This window comes from Candidatus Hydrogenedentota bacterium (assembly GCA_018005585.1).
Lineage (GTDB): Bacteria > Hydrogenedentota > Hydrogenedentia > Hydrogenedentales > JAGMZX01 > JAGMZX01.
In genome coordinates this window covers 1-19,986 of the sequence record JAGMZX010000020.1, presented here as the reverse complement: position 1 = coordinate 19,986, position 19,986 = coordinate 1, and the positions used below count along the sequence as shown (strand labels likewise).

The window sequence follows — 19,986 nt, the reverse complement described above, 5'->3', positions numbered from 1 at the left end:
GAGGCGGTAACAGCGGTTATGCTCTATTATCTGGCGATGCAACTCGTGCCCCTTTTCGGGCCGTTCAACGTTTTCGCCTATCACACCGTTCGCGCGGGCGGCGCGGCCGTCACCGCCTTCCTGTTCTGCATCTTTTTTGGCCCCGCCATTATCCGCCTGCTGACCTCGCTCAAGATCGGCCAGTACATCCGCAAGGAGCACGTTTCGGACCTGCACGAACTCCACAAGGGCAAAGCCGGCACCCCCACGATGGGCGGCGCCATGATTATCCTGGCAACCCTGCTCGCGCTGCTGCTGTGGAGCACTCTGGCGAATCGTCTGTTGTGGCTTGCGGTTTTTGTATTTTGCGCCCTGGGCGTCGTGGGCTTCATCGACGACTATACCAAGCTGCGCCGCAAACGCAACGAGGGGCTCAGCGCCCGCGCCAAATTTATCGGCCAGATTGCGACCGGCGCCGTCCTCGGCGTGTACCTCGTGGTGAAACCGATTACCGTCGGAGCCATGGACGTTGCCCCGAACGACGTTCGGGACTGGCCCGGCCTCGTGAACGCCCTCGCTGCTGGCGCGGCGGCCCCGGCGGACTCGCCGAACGGGCGTGTCTGGGAATGGCTCGACGAGGAAGCACAGCAGGCCGTCCGCGGGGCGCTGGGCCAATTGCGCATGACCGATACGCAGGAACGGGCGATCATCCGCGGCCTGGACCGGCTCCTCGACCAGCCGGATTTCTACGAGCCGACGGTCTGGGCGGGCCGGGAGATGTCGGAGGAACTGGCCAGCCTGGCCGGGCGCGATGCAGCGTCCCTGGAGCGCCCCGAGCTGCTGCGGCGGAACCGGATGCTTCTCGAAACCGCGCTTCCGGCTCAGCTTGTCGGCAGCGGTTCCGACCTGCACACGAAGATCAACGTGCCCGGTTTCAAGAACCTGCTCATTCCACTTGGCTTCTTCTATCTGTTCTTTGTCATCTTCGTGATAGTGTCAATCTCGAACGCGGTGAATCTCACGGACGGGCTGGACGGTCTCGCAGCGGGCGTTTCCATCATTTCGCTCATGGCTTATACAGGCATCGCGTACATCGTCAGCCGTTCTGACTGGTCGCACTACTTGTACCTTACCTACGTGCCCGAGGCGGTGGAACTGTTCGTTTTCGGCGCCGCTATTCTCGGCGCGGGTCTCGGGTTTCTCTGGTTCAATGCGCATCCGGCCGAGATCTTCATGGGCGACACCGGTTCGCTGGCCCTCGGCGGCGCTCTCGGCACCATGGCTATCCTCACCAAGCAGGAATTGCTTCTCCCTATTGTCGCGGGCCTCTTCGTGCTAGAGGCGCTCAGCGTGTTGGTCCAGGTTGCGTCGTTCAAGCTCACGGGCCGCCGTGTCTTCCGGATGGCCCCGTTGCACCATCACTTCGAACTTCTAGGCTGGTCCGAAACCAAAGTCACCATGCGCTTCTACATCATCGCGATCCTCTTCGCGATTATGAGCATGGGCACACTGAAACTGCGTTAGGAAGCCGCGTTGGAGCTGCGAGGAAACAGAGTCGTCATTATCGGCCTGGGCGAAACGGCCGTGGCGCTCGCGCGGCTGCTGCTCCAGTGCGGCGCGCGGCCTTTTGTGAGCGAGTCTGGTCCGGGGAAGCCCGCGTTGTGCGCGGCCCTCGACGGCTTGGGCGTCGCCTACGAAACCGGGCGGCACACCGACCGGGCCATAGACGGCGCGGACCTCTGTGTGCCCAGCCCCGGCGTGCCTCTTGATGCGATACCGCTGCGTGAAATCCGGGCGCGCGGCGTGCCCGTCCTTGGAGAACTGGAAGTTGCCTCGTGGCACTGCCACTCCCGCGTGCTCGCCGTCACGGGCACCAACGGCAAGACGACCACAACTGAACTCCTGCGGGCCATGGTCTCGGCCTGCCGTCTCTCCGTGCTGCTCGCGGGCAACAACGCCCTGCCCTTTTCCGCCGCCGTCATGGCGGAGCCCATTCCCGAATTCATTGTGCTCGAGGTGAGCAGCTATCAGCTCGAAGCCGCCGCGTCGTTCCGTCCCTGGATCGGTTGCGTGCTTAACCTGACGCCGGACCATCTTGCCCGGCATAAGACGATGGAGGGCTACGCCGCCGCGAAAGCGCGCCTGTTCGCGTTCCAGCGCGAAGGCGATATTGCCGTTCTGAACGAAGACGACCCCTGGGTCGCACCGATGCAGACGCGCCCGGGCGTCGAGCGGGCGGGGTTCAGTCTGGAACGCCCCGTTGCCGCGGGGGTCTGGTTTGACGGGCGGGTGTACCGCTGGGGCTCTGAACAGGTGGCTGCGGCGGCCGATTCGCCTCTTCCCGGACGCCACAACGCCCAGAATATCGCCGCGGCGCTTGCCATGATGCGGGCGGGAGCCTTTCCGCAGGAGGATGTGCTTGCCGGACTGCGCGCGTTCCAGGGGGTCGAGCATCGTATCGAGTACGTAGCGACTGTTGACGGCGTAGATTATTTTAACGACTCGAAGTCCACCAATATCGACAGTCTGCGGGTCGCGCTCGAGAGTTTTGCGCGGCCTGTGGTCCTGATCGCCGGGGGGCGGGGCAAGGGGAGCAGTTACAGCGTCCTGGGGCCGCTGGTGCAGGCGCGCGTTAAGGCGATTATTACGCTGGGCGAAGACGCGGCGCGCATCGAGGACGAACTTGGCCCGTTCGCGCCTACGACACGCGCGGCGGACATGGAAGATGCCGTGGCGCGCGCGCGCGCGCGCGCCGCCGCGGGGGATGCGCTGCTGCTATCGCCCGCGTGCGCGAGTTTTGACAGGTACAAGAGTTTCGAGGAACGGGGCCGCCACTTCAAAGCCTGCGTGCGGGCCATCGCATCCCGGGCTCATACCGAGGAGGTCTAGTCATGCAACGGGAAACCACAGCCCTCATATTGATCGTTTTGATCCTGGTCGCCTGCGGGGTGCTCATGGTTTACAGCGCCACCGGCGCCAGCGACGGCTACGGCCTGCTGCACCGCCAGATTGCCTATGCCGGCGTCGGCCTGCTGGTGTTCTTTCTGCTCGCCCGATTTGACTATCACCGGCTGGGCGAAGCGAAGTTCTACAGCGTCATCAACCTTGCTGCTCTCGTCATGCTGGTGCTGGTGCTCTTTCCGCCTTTCGGCGTCGAGGTTGACGGTGCGCGCCGTTGGCTCAAAATAGGAGCGTTCCAGTTCCAGCCCTCGGAGATAGCCAAGTTCGCGCTCCTGCTCTGGCTCGCCGTCAAGCTCACCATGAACCGCATGCATGCCAAGGAACTCTTCCGGGGCTTTGTTCCGCCCTTCTTCATGACCGGCCTGTACGCATATCTCATTTACAAGGAGAATGACCTGGGTCTGCCCGCCGTGCTGCTCGGCGTTTCCCTGATTGTGATGTGGAACGCGGGCATCCATTTCATCTATCTTGTGCTGACCGGCGTGGCCGGCGTGGCCGGCGTGATTTATATCGCGATCAAGACGCCGTACCGTTTCGACCGGCTGCTCGCGTTCCTGGACCCGGCCGCGCATCGCGATGACGCGAGCTTCCAGTTGGTCCAGTCGCTGCGCGGGTTTGCGCAGGGAGAGCTCTGGGGGCAGGGGCTCGGGGCCGGGGAACAAAAATTGGACTACCTTTTCGCCGCTCACACGGACTTTATCTTCTCGGTGATTGGCGAAGAGCGGGGCCTCTTCGGTTCGCTCTTTATTGTGGCCCTGTTCATGGGGTTTGCGTTAGCGGCATTCCGGATTGTACTGAAAGCGCCGGACATGTTCGGCAGCATGCTTGCCTGCGGCTGCGCCGTCTGGACCACCTTTCAGGCGGCGTTCATCATGGCCGTCACCGTCGGGCTCCTGCCGACCAAGGGCATGCCGCTGCCGTTCATCAGTTACGGCGGCACGGCTTTGGTCGTGTTTCTGGCCTGTGCGGGTGTGCTGGTGAACATCGGGGCCCAGGTCCATCAGGAGGAAACGGGCGGCCGTTCCATCGTGCCGGGTCAACAGCCGCTTCCGGCCTACTAATTCGAGAGGCCAAATTGGTATCCTGCGAGAGAAGGCAGCAGATGTCATAAACGCAATTGGCCGGCATTGAGTCTGTTGCTCACGCGGAGGCGGCCCCATGAAAGTCATGATTACCGGCGGCGGCACGGGCGGCCACACTTCGCCCGCGCTCGCTATTGTCGAGGAACTGCGCAAGCGGGACCCCCAACTGCTCTTGCAGTGGGTCGGACGCGAGGGCGGGCTGGAACAACGGATTGCGGCGGCCAACGAGATTCCCTTTCGCACCGTGCCTGTCGAGGGTTGGCCGCGCAAAGCCATTGTGCGTCGCGCCTGGGTCGCCGTAAAACTTGCCGCGGGACTCGCCCGCGCCACAACGCTGCTTCGCAAGTTCGACCCGCACGTCGTTATCGGAGTCGGCGGCTACGTCTCGCTGCCGCTGTTGTGGGCGGCCCAGCGTTTCGGCGCGCCCACCGTGCTGCACGAACAGAACAAGCGCATTGGCATGGCCAACCACATGCTGGCGGGGAAAGCCCGGCGCATTTATCTCAGCTTTCCCGATACGCTCGGCGACTACCCGCGTGAAAACGCGCGCGTGGTCGGCAATCCCGTGCGCGCGGGCTTTGTCCAGCCGCCCGGCGCGGCCGAGGCCAAGCGCCGCCTTGAACTCGACCCCGGCAGGCCGGTCGTGCTCGTGACAGGCGGCAGCCAGGGCGCGGGCGCCATCAACCGAGCCATGACCGGCGCACTGCCTGCCTTCGCGCCCGAGGATGCTCAATTCCTCTGGATGACGGGCGCCGAGGACGCCTCCGCCGCGCGCGAACTTGCCGCGGAACTCAAGGCGACCGTGCGTGTCTTCCATTTTATTGAGGACATGGTGACCGCATCAGCCGCGGCGGACCTCATCGTCGGCCGCGCGGGCGCGTCGACCACCGCCGAAATCGCCGTCCTCGGCAAGCCGTCCATTCTCATCCCGTATCCGCACGCCACCGACAACCACCAGGAAGAGAACGCGCGCGCCTTTGCCGAAACCGGCGCCGCGCTCATGCTGCTCAACGACGACTGCACGGGCCCGCGCCTGGCGGAGGAAATCCGGCGGCTGCTCGCCAGTCCGGAAGACCGTGAGCGAATGGGCCGCGCCGCGAGAAGCCTGGGGCATCCTGACGCCGCGGAAGCCCTGGTCGACGACTTGTTTGACCTGCTCTTCAGCGCCGGGAAGCCCGCCGGTTCCTGACTATCCGGTCGCGGTCGGGGCACCAGGCCCGCGCGGCCATGCGGACGCAACCGGTTCCGAACTCGGCGACAAAGGCAGATTCATTGTTCCCCTGTCTGTTCTTCGACGGGTTCGCCGAAGAAGAGCATGAGCGTAAAGAGCAGGCCGACAACCAGCGCAAACAACGCCTGGATTCCGAGAATGAGCTCCAGCAGCGCTTTCGAAGCGTCTAATCCCCGGTTGGTCATTGGGGCGCCTCCCTGAAGTTCTGGCGTGTTCAGCGCGATTGCAGTATAAACCCGTCCAGGCCGAAGTAATACCCGTCGCTTTCCTTGTTCTTGCCCTTGTTCTCGAATTTCAGCACGTGGGGACCCGCGGTGAGCGTCCCGGCGGCGAAAATGTGTTCCTCCGTCTTGACGCTTTCGCTCCAAAGGTCCATGGGCACGCCGGCGGGTTTGCCGTCGATCAGCGCCTGGTATATGCCGTAGTCCCAGGAGTGGGTCATGAGCAGCGTCAATTCGTAGTCGCCGTCTTCCTGCACCGACACAGGTAGTTCGAGCGACTCGCCCTCAGCCTGCGGCTGCCACCAGAACTGCTTGCCGCCGCTCCAACTGCCGTCTTGTGTCAGAACGGGGCCCTCGCTCGCCTTGGCCTGCTCAACAAGCGATTCGCCCTCCACCAGGTTCGCGTAGTCCACGTACAAGCGGTCATACGCGGGCGGCAGCGGCTCGAACGGTTTGTGCGGCTCGACCTGATACCAGAACGCCACCGACGAGAAGTCGTCCGCGCGTTCCTCGAAGCCCGATTTCACCGACCCGTCTTCATTGAAAGTGACGCCTTTGTGCTCGATTTCGACCCGCAAAGACCGCTCGAAGGAGACCGAATCGGTCAGGTGCCAGCGATACGCCGTGATCCTGCCCATTTCCTTGAAATTGTCCCACACGGGCACGCCATAGTACGGTCCGTCGAACTTGCGGAAACCCCACGCGTCGCAGAAGTAGTCCTCGCTGCCCGTGCCGCGCAGGCTCGGCTCCGTCTCGCCGTCGATGAACCAGAAGTCGTCGCCCTCGCCGTACCAGCTGCCCGTGTGCTGCCGCACGTTCATGACCGTACCGACATAGTGGCCCCGGCCCGCGATATCCGCGATCTGGTAGTTGCGCGCCGGTACCGCCGGGTGCTCCTGCCGGTACATGGCGTGGAAATACGCCGCATCGCCGGGCAGCTCCGGCAGCTTGCGCCAATCGACATACCAGTAGAGGGCGCTGACCGCCTTGCGGCCCTCGTTGGTCACGGTGATCTTTGCCGATTTCCGGAACGGCATTGGCCAGTAGCAGTTGCGCGCGCGCCCGTCCGACGAGACCGTTACCGGCAACGACTCGAAGGGAACGTCGATCCCGTGACCGATCACGAAGAAATCGCCGATCGGCGCCTGGACCGACGGCGCCTCCTCGCCGTCCCAGTACATGCGTATTACCAGCAGCCGCGAATAGCCCGGTTCCTGCGCGGCAATCGTGTTCCAGATATGCGTGATGATGCCGGGGCCTTCCAGGTCCGCGATGACCAGCGAGCCGCCCGGCAGGATAGGCCGCGCATCGCCGTTGCCGTTCACCCAATCCGGGTCGGAAGAGGACGAACGCATGGACCGCCCTTCCTTCAGCCGTTCCAACCCGTCCAGCGGCGTGCCCGGTGATTGCGCCAGACTCGCGCCCTGCACAAGCAGGGCGGCAACCATACACAAACAGGTCGTCACAACCGGTCTTGTTCTTGATTTCATGGTTTCACCCTATCTTCCGTTGTTCTCCCTTCGCCAGCGACGCTGTACCGGGAAAGAAAGTATGCCAAGGGCGCTTTGCCGGTCAACTTATTGAAAGGGAATTGACGGGGTGTTAACCGCGTTGTCTCCGCATCTGGAGGCTGTCCCGAAACTTGGTTCCCGCTTCTTGCGGGGGCGAGGCATGCCCCGCCTTTGTGGGTCGCGGGGAGGAGCCCTCATGGTCCTTCCAGTCGCATCCTCATATCGAATACGCGGTTTCCCGCGTCACACGGGTATTGGGCTAGCCTCTGGTGTCCGTATTCCTCCCGAGTATGTTCCTGGCGGTGGCGTTAACTCGTGCAAAAACGCTACCATGTTCCTGGAGACCACGAGATGAGCCTTGCACAATTAGAACCGATCCTTGCTCTGCTCCGCGAACGCGCGCGCAATCTGCCGGCGACGCTGGAAGGCATGCGCGCCGACTTTGAAACCTTCGCCAGCGCCATGCCGGTTCCGGAGGGGCTGCAGTGCCAGGCCGTGGACCTGAACGGGCTGCCGGGCGAGTGGCTTGCATTCCCTGACACGGCGGGCAAGACCAGGCTCTTGTATCTGCACGGGGGCGGATACGTCATCGGGTCGATTGACTCGCACCGCGCGCTAATGGCGCGCTTGACCAAAGTGGCGTGCGCCCGGACGTGCGCCATCAATTACCGCCTGGCGCCGGAACACCCTTTCCCCGCCGCGCTTGGGGACGCCGTCGCCGCATACCGCTGGTTGCTGAGCCACGGCAATGACCCGAAGCGCGTCGTTCTCGCGGGGGATTCCGCGGGCGGCGGACTTGTTCTCGCCGCGCTCGTCGCCATTCGTGGTCAGGGTCTGCCACTTCCTGCCGCGGCCGTGTGCATCTCGCCATGGACGGACCTCGCCTGCACGGGTGAATCGATGCGGGCCAAAGCTTCCGTGGACCCCCTGATTCAGAAAGCGGGCGCCTTGCTGTATGCGCAGGCATATCTGGGCAGTCACGACGCAAAGACTCCCCTGGCATCGCCGCTGTACGCGGACGTGCGCCATTTGCCGCCCGTGCTGATCCAGGTCGGAGGCCGCGAGACGCTCCTGGACGACGCCACGCGGATGGCGGAGCGCCTGCGCGCCGCGGGGGTGGACGCGCGCATCGATATCTGGGATGACATGATCCACGTGTGGCATTTTTTCGCCCATCAACTGGACGAAGGAAAGAGGGCCCTCGACGCCGCAGGCGCGTTCATCCGCGAGAAAGTCCGCGCGGCGGGACGCTGACCTCCGTCTCAGCCGCGCCCTTTGACGACGGCTATAGCCAGCACGAGCGGGATGGCCACGAGGAACCACCACTTGTTCGCGGCCACGAACGCGGCCACACTATCCACGATTTCCATTGCTGCCGTCTCCGTCGCGTGTGCGTCAGCCGGTTGCCGCCGGGGTTCGGACCAGGAACGCGACCAAGGCCGCCGCTAATCCGATAGCCGCGCCCATAAGGCACAGCCAGCGCTCTTTTCGCGGACCCTGCCCCAGCGTTCCGGCGCCGGCCCACAGCATGGTGCCCAGCCCGAGGAATACAATACAATACGACATCCAGGGTTGCGCTGCGTGAAAGATGTTGCTGCGGGATGTGAACGGAACCAGAGGTATCAGCAACACCCAGGACATCCCGCCCGTGAATAGACTCGAAACCCACATGGGCGTCGGTTTTGGGGAACTCCCCGTGAGCGCCTTTGCCGAGATTTCCTTCTGTCTAGGGCCCCGGTCTGCGGTTTCCGGGTAGTCCCGTTCCACTTCCGGCAGCGTCTCGTGAAGCGCGGCGAAACTCGTTGAGGCCGGCGCCGGCTCGCGTTTTGCGGGCGGCGGCTCCGGCCGCGGAACACGATTCTTCTCCGCGCACTTCTTACACAACGCCTGCCCGGACGTGGTCCATTGTGCGTGACCGCCGCACGAGGGCCGCCCACAGGCCTCGCATAGCGTTCCACACATCTCGCACAGCGGCCGCCCACAAACCGGGCACCTCCCGGCGGCCAGCCGTACCTCACAAACCACGCACTCCATGGGGGAACTCCCTCTCTTCCCAACGTCTTCACTCTATCAGAGCGGGGAAAAGACCGCAACGCAGTTCTTGGAGGTCTCGGCGGTACGTTTCCGTGCAGGCGGTCTAATATACGAAAAATGATAATAAGCCGTTTAGCATGTTGCCAACGCTCCGCTGTTCCTGCAATAAGCGGAATGTGCGTGGTGTGTTTTCCTCGATTTTGTGGTAGGCTATAGACAGCGGAGCGTGCGTTTTCGGGCCGTTGAGGGCTAAGATGCATGGAGAGGTCGTGGTCAGGAGAGGGTTGGCGTGAGCATTCTTGAGAATCGTTCGATAAAGGTCAAGCTCATTTTCATCGTCATGGTATGCACCTTGGTTGTGCTGCTGTTGGCGTGCGCGTTGCTTGTCCGCTTCGAAATCTCCTTCCTGGGCCAATCCCTGAAAAATGAAATCGTCCTGAGCGCTACCTATGCCGGTTCCGAGATGGTGCGGCCCTTCACGCCGGAGTTCCACGGATTCGCCCAGGACAAGCTGCACAAGCTCGAATCGAATCCGCGGATCGAGGCCGCGTGCCTGTACGATGAGAAGGGCGCGCCATATGCTCACTACTCGCGGATGCAGGCACGCGAAGTGTTTCCGGAACGGCCCCCGCTCGAAGCGCGTTCCTATTTCCAGACCGGCCACCTCCACGTTTTTGAGCCGATCCGAGACCACCTCGAACGGGTCAAGGGCACGCTCTACATCCGGGCGGACGCATCTTTCCTGCGTTCCACGATTTTGACGTATGTCGTCAGCGCGTTTGTGATTGTCGTCATGTGCGCGCTTCTCGCCTTCGCGCTGTCCTTGAGTATGCAGAAGATGATCACGCGGCCCCTCGCGCACCTCACGCTGCTGTCTGAACTGGTGTCGCGCGAGAAAGACTTCGCGATGCGGGCCGTGAAGCAGAGCAACGACGAAATCGGCGAGCTTGCGGACAAGTTCAACGACATGCTGGCCGAGATTGAGCGCCGCGAGCATGCATTGATGGACGCGCGCTCCGAATTGGAGGACCGGGTCGAACAGCGCACGCACCAGTTGCGGCAGGAAATCGAACAGCACAAGCGGACGGAGGCGGAATTGGGCCGCGAGGTGCAGGAACGCAAGAAGGCCGAAGCGGAACTGCAGGCGGCCAAGGACGCCGCTGAAGCCGCGAGCCGGTCCAAGAGTGATTTTCTTGCCACCATGAGCCACGAAATCCGCACGCCCATGAACGGCGTCATCGGCATGACGGAATTGATGCTCTCGACGTCGCTCACGGCGCGGCAACGCAAGTTCGCCGAAGCCATCCAGCGCTCCGGGCGCGACGTGCTCAAGGTCATCGGCGACATTCTCGATTACTCCCGGGTCGAGGTGGGCCAACTCGTGATTGAACCGATCGCGCTCGACCTTCAGGTGGCTTGCGAAGACATCATCGAACTTCTGTCGCCGCGCGCCGAAGAGAAAGGCCTCTCGCTGATCCTGCGCTATCCCCCGAGCGCGCCGCGCCGCCTGGTCGGCGACGCCGGGCGCATCCGCCAGGTGCTGACCAACCTCGTGGGGAACGCCATCAAGTTCACGCATGAGGGATACGTGCTCATCAACGTGGAATGCACGGGCCTGACGAGCACCACGGCCTCCATGCGTTTTGTCGTCGAAGACACCGGCATCGGCACGCCCGAAGACAAGCTGAACGAGATCTTCGGCCGCTTTGCCCAGGCCAGTCCCGAGGTTGCGCGTGAATACGGCGGCACGGGGCTCGGTCTGGCTATCTCGAAACATCTGGTGGAGTTGATGGGCGGCACGATTGGCGTCCAGAGCCGCGAAGGGGTCGGTTCCCGCTTCTATTTCACGCTGTTCCTCGAACTCGATAAGGGCATCCCTGCCGCGTCCGAGCCGCGCGCCGACCTCGCGGGCATCCGCGTGCTGATAGTGGATCCCAGCGCGGTGAACCGGCGCGTCTTTTACGAGCAGGTTACCGCGTGGTCCATGGAAGCGAAGACGGTCGCGTCCAGCACGGACGCGATCAAGGCGATGCGCTCGGCCGTGGAGGAAGGCAAGCCGTTTCACGTGGCTCTCATTGACGACCAGATGCCCAGTGTCGGGGGGGAATCGCTCGGGCGCACCATCAAGTCCGACCCCATCCTGTCTGATACGCTGCTGATTCTCGTCACGGCCTTTGGCCAGCGGGGCGATGCGCAACGCATGCAGGAACTCGGATATGCCGCTTATCTCACCCGGCCCATCCGCCAGAGCGAACTGATGGACGCCATTGCCATGCTGTGGTCCGCACGCTTGCGCGGCGAGGATATCGGGCTTATCACGCGCCACACCATCGCCGAGAACCGGGGCGCCTTGGCACAGGCGCGGGAAAAGCTGACTCCGGTCATCAATGCGCGCGTGCTTGTCGCGGAAGACAACTTCGTGAATCAGCAGGTAGCCCGCGAGATTCTGCAGAGTTTCGGGTGTCTCGTCACCGTGGCGTGCGATGGAGAGCAGGCCATGATCCTGCAGCGCAGCGAGAAGTACGATATCATCTTCATGGACTGTCAGATGCCGAAGATGGACGGGTTCGAAAGCACGGCGGAAATCCGCAAAGTAGAAGGCGAAGAGCGGCACACGCCCATCATAGCCATGACCGCCCACGCGATGAAGGGCGATCGCGAGCGCTGTCTCGCCGCGGGCATGGACGACTACATCAGCAAGCCGGTGGACCCGCAGAATGTCTTGAAAGTCCTGCACCGTTGGCTGCCCGAGCGCGGCGCTCAACCGGAAGGCGATACGGGCCCGGGCAAGGATGCTACTGCACCGGAGCAGGGCGAATCGCTGGTGCTGAATACGAAGCAGGCGATCTGGGTGACGGGCGGCAAGCTGGGCATGTTCAAACGCATTTCGAGCGTATTCCTGCAACATATGCCGGCGCGTCTGAGCGAATTGCGGGATGCCATTGTCAATCGCGATGCGGAAGGCGTGCACAGGCTCGCGCACTCGATTCAGGGCGCCGCTTCGTCCGTAGGCGGCACGCGCGTTCACGAGATAGCGCTCGAAATCGAGAAGCGCGCGCAGACGAATGGCATGGACGCGGTTTCCGTGCTGGCGGAGGACCTGGACCGTGAGTTTCACGAACTGCGCCAGGTGCTTGAAGGCAATGCCTGGGAAGGCGAATTCCTCAAGGCCGTAATTGCGGAAACCGCCAGCGAATAAGACTTCCGCGTGCAACCCGCCGCTGACGAGAGGCACCGCCTTGAACGCGCGGTGAGATTGAAAAGCGCCGTGCGCTCCATTACCCTTGCCGCCAGCAGTGCGACTCGATGTGTCCGGCCCTTTTGGAAACAGGGCCAAGTGGGTTGTCTTGCAGGTTCGCTAACGTATTGCTGCGTTTCATGGGAAGTGCCCCGGCTTGCCGCCCGGAGACCTGCTTGCCGCGGAGCGTGTTTCGCGAAGGACAAGGCGCCAGCGGGCTTGCACACACACGTGAGCGCATTCCTGAAATGGAGTATTTGATGCCGGCTCTTGACGATGTCCGCGTGACCTGTATCGCAACCAACATCCCCGGTCCCGTCACTGCGGCGCGACTGCGGGATCTGGGCGCTCACGTGACGAAGATTGAGCCCCCTTCAGGAGACCCCCTCGCCTACGCGTGTCCCGCGTGGTATGCCGAAATGACCCGGGGCATGCGCGTCGTGACGCTCGACCTCAAGGACCCGGAACAGCGCGTACAACTAGGGGAGTACCTGGCGGCCGCCGACCTGCTCCTGACCTCGAGCCGTCCCGCCGCGCTGGAGAATCTCCGCCTCGACTGGGGAACGCTGCACGCTGCATATCCCAAGCTGTGTCACGTCGCCATCGTCGGTCACCTAGCGCCTGAAGAGAATCGAGCGGGGCATGACCTTACCTATGTTGCCGCACACGGCCTCGTGGCGCCGCCGCGCCTGCCACCCACGCTGATTGCGGACCTTGCCGGGGCGGAACGAGCCGCGCTCGCGGGTCTCGCGCTGCTCCACGCGCGCGACCGCGGTTGCGGCAGCGGACAGTGCCTTGTGGCGTTGGCGGACGCCGCGGAGGCGTTTGCAGCGCCGCTGCGGCATCGCGTCACGACTCCTCAAGGACTGCTGGGCGGCGGATTGCCAAATTACAACTTGTACAAGACGAAGGACGGTTGGCTGGCCGTGGCGGCGCTCGAAACGCACTTTCTTGAGCGCCTCAAACGTGAATTGAGCCTCGCGCGTGCGGAGCACGAAGACCTTCAGGCGGTATTTGCCACGCGCACCGCCGCGGAGTGGCAGGCATGGGCTGCCGCGCGCGACTTGCCGATCGCGGCCGTCCAGGCCGCGCCACCAGCCGGAATCTCATAGAGTCTGAAGGAACCAAGATGGGAGGAAGACGTCATGGAATTGCAGGGCAAGACCTTTATCGTCACGGGCGGCGGGTCCGGACTCGGCGAGGGCGCGGCGCGCGTTTTCGCGCAGGCCGGCGCGAACTTGGTCATCGCGGATGTCAATGAGGGGAATGGACGGGCTGTCGCGGACGCATTGGGCGCGCAGGCGCGTTTCGCGATGTGCAACGTGACCGAGGAGGCTCAGGTTCGCGCCACGGTCGCCGCCGCGCTCGAGACGTTCGGCGCACTTCACGGCGCGGTGAACTGCGCGGGCATCGGCGCCGCGCAACGCGTTTGCAGCAAGGCGGGCCCGCACCCGCTTGACCTGTTCAAGATCGTCATCGAGATTAATCTGGTCGGGACGTTCAACGTCATCCGTCTCGCGGCCGATGCCATGCTCAAACTCGAGCCCGACCGCAACGGCGAGCGTGGCGTCTTCATCAATACCGCATCGGTTGCCGCGTTCGACGGCCAGATCGGGCAGGCGGCGTACGCGGCGTCGAAGGGCGGCGTAGTAAGCATGACGCTGCCCGCGGCGCGCGAGTTTGCGCGCAGCGGCATCCGTGTTGTCACCATTGCGCCGGGCTTGTTTGATACGCCCATGTTCGACCAATTGCCGCCAGAAGCCAAGCAAGCGCTCGCTGCTTCCATACCTTTCCCGTCCCGGCTGGGCCGCCCGGACGAGTTTGGCGCGCTGGCGCGGCACGTGGTTGAGAATGCCATGCTGAACGGCGAAACGGTTCGCCTCGATGGCGCTCTCCGTATGCCGCCCAAGTGACAAGCTGCGGGCACGGGAGAGGGGGTGGAAGATGCCTTCGGAACGGTTCTGGTATACGCCCAATTCCCAGGATACGGCGTTCCCCCGGCGCGCGCATGGGGATAGATGGTGATTTACTGATAATCCTCTTGTTGAAGTTATTGTATGTAAAACATTAAAACAAAACCATTTAAACAAAAGAAGACCGGACGGTCTGTTTTTCCAAACTACTGATAAGCGGGGTGTTTCCGGCGGCAAAATCCCGGCAATTGCAGCTTGGAATAGGCAAGTTTCTGCGCTTACTCCACAAGATCAGGTATGTCAATGGGTTACAAAGCGCAAAATCTTGCGTTTTTGCTTGTTTTGCGGGTCTCGTTTTGCTATAATATAGCCACTTCCAGGAAGCCTCTCCGAGGCTACACATATATGCCGAGGTAACTCTAATGAGTGAAAAAGGTTACGATGCAAAGTCCATCCAGGTCTTGAAGGGCCTGGAGGCGGTGCGCAGGCGGCCGGCGATGTATATCGGCGACACGAGCACGCGGGGTCTGCACCACCTCGTGTATGAGGTCGTCGACAACAGCATCGACGAGGCGCTGGCGGGCTATTGCGACCAGATCAACGTAATCATCCACATTGATAATAGTGTGACGGTCGCGGATAACGGACGCGGCATCCCCGTCGACAATCATCCCGAGTACCGTGGCAAGTCCGCCCTGGAGATTGTGCTCACCATGCTGCACGCGGGCGGCAAGTTCGACAACTCATCGTACAAGGTTTCCGGTGGCCTGCACGGCGTGGGCGTGTCGTGCGTGAATGCGCTTTCGAAATGGCTGGAAGTCGAGGTCAAGCGCGACGGAAACACCTACTTCATGGAGTTCGAGCGCGGCAGACCGAAAGGGCCGCTCGAGCGCCGGGGCCGGGCGCGGTCGACTGGCACGCGCGTCACGTTCCTCCCCGACGCCGAGGTTTTCGAGGACACCGTCTTCAACTCGGAGACGGTTCTGACCCGTCTCCGCGAATTGGCGTTCTTGAACGCGGGGCTCAAGATCACGCTGGAAGACCAGCGCGTCGACACCGAACCGGTGGTGATGCAGTACAAGGGCGGCATCGTTGAGTATGTCCAATACTTAAACCGCAGCCGCGAACCGCTCCACCGGAAACCAATCTACCTGGAGCTCAAGCGCGACGAACTCGAGTGTGAGGTCGCGCTCCAGTACACGACCGCGTACTCCGAGAGCGTCTACAGCTTCGCGAACAACATCAACACGCACGAAGGCGGGACGCATCTCAGCGGGTTCCGCGGCGCGCTGACCAAGAGCCTGAACGATTACGCCAAGAAGAACAATCTCTTCAAGAAGGCGAACATGTCGATTACGGGCGATGATGCCCGCGAAGGGCTCACGGCCATCGTGTCCGTGCGCGTGCGCGACCCTCAGTTCGAAGGCCAGACGAAGATGAAACTCGGCAATAGCGAAGTGCAGGGTGTCGTCAGTTCGCTGGTCTATGAGGGGCTCCAGACCGGATTCGAGGAAAACCCAACGATCGCCAACCGGATCGTCGGTAAGGTGTTCGAGGCGGCCCGGGCGCGCGAGGCCGCTCGCAAGGCGCGCGACCTGACCCGGCGCAAGAGCCCGCTCGAGTCGCTGGGCCAGGCGGCGAAGCTGGCGGATTGCTCCGAGCGCGACCCCGCGCATTGCGAGTTGTTCATCGTCGAGGGCGACAGCGCGGGCGGTTCCGCGAAACAGGGGCGGGACCGGAAATTCCAGGCCGTGCTGCCCTTGCGCGGCAAGGTGCTCAACGTTGAGAAGGCGCGCGCCGACAAGATCCTGAACAACAACGAAATCCGCGCGCTCATCACGGCCCTTGGCGCGGGGTTCGGCGAAGAGGACTTCCAGGCGGAAAAGCTGCGCTACCACAAGGTCATCATCATGACCGACGCCGACGTGGACGGCGCGCACATCCGCACGTTGCTGCTGACGTTCTTCTTCCGGCAGATGCCCGAGATCATCCGCCGGGGCCATCTCTACATCGCGCAGCCGCCCCTCTATCTCATTCGCAAGGGCAAGAAGGCGCGGTACGTCAATACGGAAACGGAATTCGAGAGCTTTATCTTTGACACGGTCTTCGACGCGATCAAGGTAATCGCCAGCAATGGCGAGGGCAAGCGCACCGATATCGACGCAAAGGCGCTTGCCCGTTCCATCCGGACCGCGCAGGAACGGGAAAAGATGCTGTCCCGGCTTCAGCGGGTATACGGCGTGCCCCGCGATTCTATCGAGAAATGCCTGCGGCTCGACCGCGAAAAGTACCTGAATCCCGCGCTGTTGTCGGAAGCCGAACGGCACGCGTTGTTCGGCGAGGGCGTCCCGTTTATCAACACCGCGGAACGCCAACTGGAAATCGCGGACGGCTCGGAGTCCAGCGGGCGTGGCAACGGCAATGGGAACGGCAACGGGCGCGAGCAGCGCACGCGCAGGAAAGGCGAGATCGACCTGGCCTTTTTCCGGAGTCATGAGTTCTCGGCCCTGCTCAGCCACGCCGACCCGCTGGCCGAGATTGGCCAGCCGCCGTTCCGCGTGCGTGACGCCGAAATGACCCAGGTCCTCTTTGAGTCGGACGACCTGCTGGCATTGCGCGACTACCTCATGGAAGTGGGGCGGAAGGGCCTGCAAATTCAACGGTACAAGGGACTCGGCGAAATGAACCCGGAGCAATTGCAGGAAACGACGATGGACCCGGGCAAGCGGACGATTCTACAGGTCAAGGCCGAGGACGAGGCTGTCGCCCGCGAGCTGTTCGAGCAGTTGATGGGCGATATTGTCGAGCCGCGCAAGGAATTCATCGAGCGCCACGCGCCCGAAGTGCAGAACCTGGACGTCTGACCCGGGCCCGTTGCGGCTGTGCGGGCCGATGGAAAACGCGGGCAGGGTGTCCGCGCCGTTTCGTTGGACCAAGTGAAGGAAAGTGGGAATGGCTTCGTCTCATGAACGAGTGAAGGCAGTCGCCATCGAGCAGGAACTCAAGACCGCGTTCCTGGATTATTCGATGAGCGTCATCGTGAGCCGCGCGCTGCCCGACGTGCGCGACGGTCTCAAGCCGGTGCACCGGCGCATCCTTTACGTGATGCAGCAGATCGGCTTGCAGCACAACCGGCCCTACCGCAAATGCGCGGCCATCGTCGGCGAAGCCCTTGGCAAGTTCCATCCCCACGGCGATCAGTCCGTCTATGACGCCCTCGTGCGCATGGCGCAGGACTGGAACATGCGCTACCCCCTGGTGGACGGGCAGGGCAACTTCGGGTCCATCGACGGCGATAACCCCGCGGCTTACCGGTACACCGAAGCGCGCATGACGTCCATCGCGGCGGAAATGCTGGCCGATATCGACAAAGAAACCGTCGACATGCAGGACAACTTCGACGGCAGCCAGCAGGAGCCCAAGGTGCTGCCCTCGGCGATCCCGAATCTGCTCGTAAACGGTTCCTACGGCATTGCCGTGGGCATGGCCACGAGCCTGCCCCCGCACAACCTGACCGAGGTGTGCGATGCGGTCATCCACTTCATCGGGCGCCCCGACGCCACGTCCGACGACCTGATGCGCTTTGTGCGCGGGCCCGATTTTCCGACCGGCGGCATCATCTGCGGCGTAGAGGGCATCGTCGAAGCCTACCGCACCGGGCGCGGCCGCTGCACGGTCCGCGCGCGCGTCCTGACCGAACAGGACAAGAAGTCGGGCAAGGAAAGCCTCATCGTCACCGAGATTCCCTACCAGGTGAACAAGACGACGCTCATCGAGAAGATCGCCCTGCTCGTGCACAACAAGGTCATCGAGGGCATCACGGACCTGCGCGACGAGTCCGACAAGGACGGCATGCGGCTCGTGATCGAACTGCGCAAGGGCGAAGAGCCGCAGGTGGTCCTGAACCAGCTTTACAAGCATACGCAGCTTCAGAGCAACCAGAGCATCATCATGCTCGCGCTGGTGAACAACGCGCCGCGCGTGCTGCCGCTGCGCGAGATCATTTACTTCTACGTCGAGCACCGGGCCGAGATCGTCGAGCGCAGGACGCGCTTTCTTCTGCAGAAGGCCGAGGATCGCGCGCATATCCTCGAGGGGCTGCTCAAGGCCATCGACTTCATCGACGAAGTCATCCACATCATCCGTAGTTCGGCGGACGTGGACGAGGCGCGCGCCCGGCTGATCCAGCGCTTCGAATTCAGCGAAGCCCAGGCCAATGCGATCCTGGCCATGCGCCTGCGCCAGCTGACCGGCCTCGAACGCGACGAACTGCTCAAGGAATACCGGGAACTGCTCAAGGAAATCGAGCGCCTGCGGCATATCCTTTCCGGGCGCGACACGGTCCTGGCGGAGGTTCGCAAGGAAATCGAGGAAGTGAAAAAGAAATACGGCGACGCCCGGCGCACCGTTATCGAGGGGAGCGCGGAAGACCTCTCGATTGAAGACCTGATCGCCGATGAAAACATGGTGGTTACCGTTTCGAGCCAGGGCTATATCAAGCGGCTACCGGTCGATACCTACCGCAAGCAGCGGCGGGGCGGGCGCGGTGTCGCCGGCATGGAGACGAAGGAAGAGGACTTCGTCAAGGACATATTCATCGCGAGCGCGCACCAGTACATCTTGTTTTTCACGAACAAGGGCAAGGTGTACTGGCGCAAGGTGCACGAGCTGCCCAAGGCCAGCCGCACGGCGCGGGGCCGCGCGATCGTCAACCTGCTCGAACTCACCGAAGGCGAGCAGGTGACGGCTTATCTGGCCGTGCGCGACCTGAGCGAAGAGGGCAAGCATGTCTTCATGGTCACGCGCAAGGGCGTTGTCAAGAAAACGGCGCTCAAGTACTTCAGCAACGTGCGGGCCATCGGCATTATCGCCATCGAACTCGACCCCGACGACCAGTTGATCGACGTGCAAATCACCTCGGGCAAAGACAACATCCTCATCGCCACGCACGCGGGCATGGCTATCCGCTTCCCCGAAAAGGACGTGCGGTCCATGGGCAGAAAGACGCGCGGCGTCATCGGAATCAAGCTTGCCCGTAAAGAGGACTACGTCATCGGCATGTCGCTCGCCCACGACGAACGCACCGTGCTCAGCGTGTCCGAGAACGGCTACGGCAAGCGCACGACCGTCGGCGAGTACCGCATGCAACATCGCGGCGGCCAGGGCATCATCAACATGAAGACCACGGAGCGCAACGGCAAGGTGGTCGAAATGCTCACGGTGGATGACGAGGACGACATCGTCATTGTCGCCACGGACGGCGTCGTCATTCGCACGCCCGTGCGCGATATCCGCGCCATCGGGCGCAACACGCAGGGCGTGCGCATCATGCGCCTGGACGAGGGCGCAAAGGTCAGCGCCGTGGCCCGCGCCGTCGCCGAGGAACAGGAAGAAGCCGTCACGGAGTCTGCCCCCGCCATGGCCGAGCCGCTGCCGCCGCCGCGCCCGGTGGACGATGACGCCGAACCCGACGACCAGCCCGGCGACGAGGAGGAATAAACGCTATCCGTGGCATGGGCGTCCCGCCCATGTTCCTCAATCACGGGCAAGACGCCCATGCCACGATATGTTTGGCTGGCGCGCCGGCTATTTGGCCGTGGTTGCGCCGGGAGGCAGCGTAACGCCGTTGGAATACACCCCTCCCGTCGTCATCATGCGCCACTCTTTCATGATTCCCTGCACGTCCGTCGGCTCGCCGTTCCAGCGTATGGCAATGGCCCCGTTCTTCTTGTTATCGTTGCCGCCTTCCGTGCCCATGGGCCGGTCCGGCACGGCGTTGCCTACCGGGTCCTCCTGCCCGCCGGGAGTCGTGGAGG

The 19,986-nt window shown here is 62.9% G+C and carries 14 protein-coding genes; 10 read left to right on the top strand and 4 right to left on the bottom strand.

Annotated elements, in window-relative coordinates:
- The first annotated feature begins 18 nt into the window (after positions 1 to 18).
- The 4 genes from mraY to murG all read left to right on the top strand — a co-directional run bounded on the left by mraY (position 19) and on the right by murG (position 5,211).
- The gene (gene mraY / locus KA184_05330) at positions 19 to 1,503 is read left to right on the top strand and encodes a phospho-N-acetylmuramoyl-pentapeptide-transferase (GenBank protein MBP8128982.1); all 1,485 of its coding nucleotides are present in this window, start codon (positions 19 to 21) and stop codon (positions 1,501 to 1,503) included.
- 9 nt (positions 1,504 to 1,512) lie between these two features.
- Complete coding sequence (gene murD, locus KA184_05325) at positions 1,513 to 2,868, top strand: UDP-N-acetylmuramoyl-L-alanine--D-glutamate ligase (GenBank protein ID MBP8128981.1); 1,356 nt, start codon at positions 1,513 to 1,515, stop codon at positions 2,866 to 2,868.
- A gap of 2 nt (positions 2,869 to 2,870) precedes the next feature.
- Entirely contained in the window at positions 2,871 to 4,001 is a 1,131-nt protein-coding gene (locus tag KA184_05320; protein MBP8128980.1) for a cell division protein FtsW, read from the top strand.
- A gap of 97 nt (positions 4,002 to 4,098) precedes the next feature.
- Positions 4,099 to 5,211 carry an undecaprenyldiphospho-muramoylpentapeptide beta-N-acetylglucosaminyltransferase gene (gene murG, locus KA184_05315; GenBank protein ID MBP8128979.1) on the top strand — a complete coding sequence of 371 codons (1,113 nt, stop codon included), beginning with the start codon at positions 4,099 to 4,101 and terminating at the stop codon, positions 5,209 to 5,211.
- A gap of 80 nt (positions 5,212 to 5,291) precedes the next feature.
- Here murG and KA184_05310 read toward each other — a convergent pair whose 3' ends face one another.
- Both KA184_05310 and KA184_05305 read right to left on the bottom strand, forming a co-directional pair.
- Entirely contained in the window at positions 5,292 to 5,438 is a 147-nt protein-coding gene (locus tag KA184_05310; GenBank protein MBP8128978.1) for a hypothetical protein, read from the bottom strand.
- A gap of 29 nt (positions 5,439 to 5,467) precedes the next feature.
- Positions 5,468 to 6,964 carry a DUF2961 domain-containing protein gene (locus KA184_05305; GenBank protein MBP8128977.1) on the bottom strand — a complete coding sequence of 499 codons (1,497 nt, stop codon included), beginning with the start codon at positions 6,962 to 6,964 and terminating at the stop codon, positions 5,468 to 5,470.
- A 372-nt stretch (positions 6,965 to 7,336) separates the two neighbouring features.
- On the opposite strand from KA184_05305, the gene KA184_05300 reads away from it, so the two are divergent.
- Entirely contained in the window at positions 7,337 to 8,239 is a 903-nt protein-coding gene (locus KA184_05300) for an alpha/beta hydrolase (protein ID MBP8128976.1), read from the top strand.
- Positions 8,240 to 8,380: 141 nt separating this feature from the next.
- On the opposite strand, the gene KA184_05295 is transcribed toward KA184_05300, so the two are convergent.
- On the bottom strand, positions 8,381 to 8,752 hold the full coding sequence (locus KA184_05295) for a hypothetical protein (protein MBP8128975.1): 372 nt from the start codon (positions 8,750 to 8,752) through the stop codon (positions 8,381 to 8,383).
- Positions 8,753 to 9,308: 556 nt separating this feature from the next.
- Here KA184_05295 and KA184_05290 point away from each other — a divergent pair.
- The 5 genes from KA184_05290 (at position 9,309) to gyrA (ending at position 19,669) form a co-directional block, all read left to right on the top strand.
- Positions 9,309 to 12,218, top strand: a complete 2,910-nt coding sequence (locus KA184_05290; GenBank protein MBP8128974.1) for a response regulator — start codon at positions 9,309 to 9,311, stop codon at positions 12,216 to 12,218.
- A 299-nt stretch (positions 12,219 to 12,517) separates the two neighbouring features.
- Positions 12,518 to 13,369, top strand: coding sequence for a CoA transferase (locus KA184_05285; GenBank protein MBP8128973.1), 852 nt, complete (start codon positions 12,518 to 12,520; stop codon positions 13,367 to 13,369).
- A 33-nt stretch (positions 13,370 to 13,402) separates the two neighbouring features.
- Positions 13,403 to 14,170, top strand: a complete 768-nt coding sequence (locus KA184_05280) for an SDR family NAD(P)-dependent oxidoreductase (protein ID MBP8128972.1) — start codon at positions 13,403 to 13,405, stop codon at positions 14,168 to 14,170.
- Between the two features lie 422 nt (positions 14,171 to 14,592).
- Entirely contained in the window at positions 14,593 to 17,034 is a 2,442-nt protein-coding gene (gyrB, locus tag KA184_05275) for a DNA topoisomerase (ATP-hydrolyzing) subunit B (GenBank protein MBP8128971.1), read from the top strand.
- 88 nt (positions 17,035 to 17,122) lie between these two features.
- Positions 17,123 to 19,669 carry a DNA gyrase subunit A gene (gene gyrA, locus KA184_05270; protein ID MBP8128970.1) on the top strand — a complete coding sequence of 849 codons (2,547 nt, stop codon included), beginning with the start codon at positions 17,123 to 17,125 and terminating at the stop codon, positions 19,667 to 19,669.
- A gap of 87 nt (positions 19,670 to 19,756) precedes the next feature.
- Here the strand turns inward: gyrA and KA184_05265 are convergent.
- On the bottom strand, positions 19,757 to 19,986 hold a 230-nt coding region (locus KA184_05265; GenBank protein ID MBP8128969.1), incomplete at its 5' end, for a hypothetical protein.